Genomic DNA, 248 nt, shown 5'->3' on the forward strand with positions numbered 1-248 from the left:
TCGAAGATACCCTCCGTGCGGTCGCGCTCGCTCGTCACCACGTCCTCGGCCGTCAGCACCTCGGCCTCCTCGGCGAGCGCCTGCAGGTCGTTCACCGCCGACCGCAGGTCGCCGCTGGTCTCCTCGGCGATAGCGTCCAGTGCCGCGTCCTCGAACTCCACGCCCTCCTGCCGGCAGATGTCCCGGAGCACCGGGACGATGGAGCGCTTCGAGACGTCCCGGAACTCGACGTCCTGACAGGCGTTCCG

The 248-nt window shown here is 69.8% G+C and carries 1 pseudogene; it reads right to left on the reverse strand.

Annotated elements, in window-relative coordinates:
* Nucleotides 1-248: pseudogene (locus tag SM755_RS24040) on the reverse strand (replication factor C large subunit); the annotation flags it as partial.

This window comes from Natrialba sp. PRR66 (genome assembly GCF_034808065.1).
GTDB lineage: Archaea > Halobacteriota > Halobacteria > Halobacteriales > Natrialbaceae > Natrialba > Natrialba aegyptia.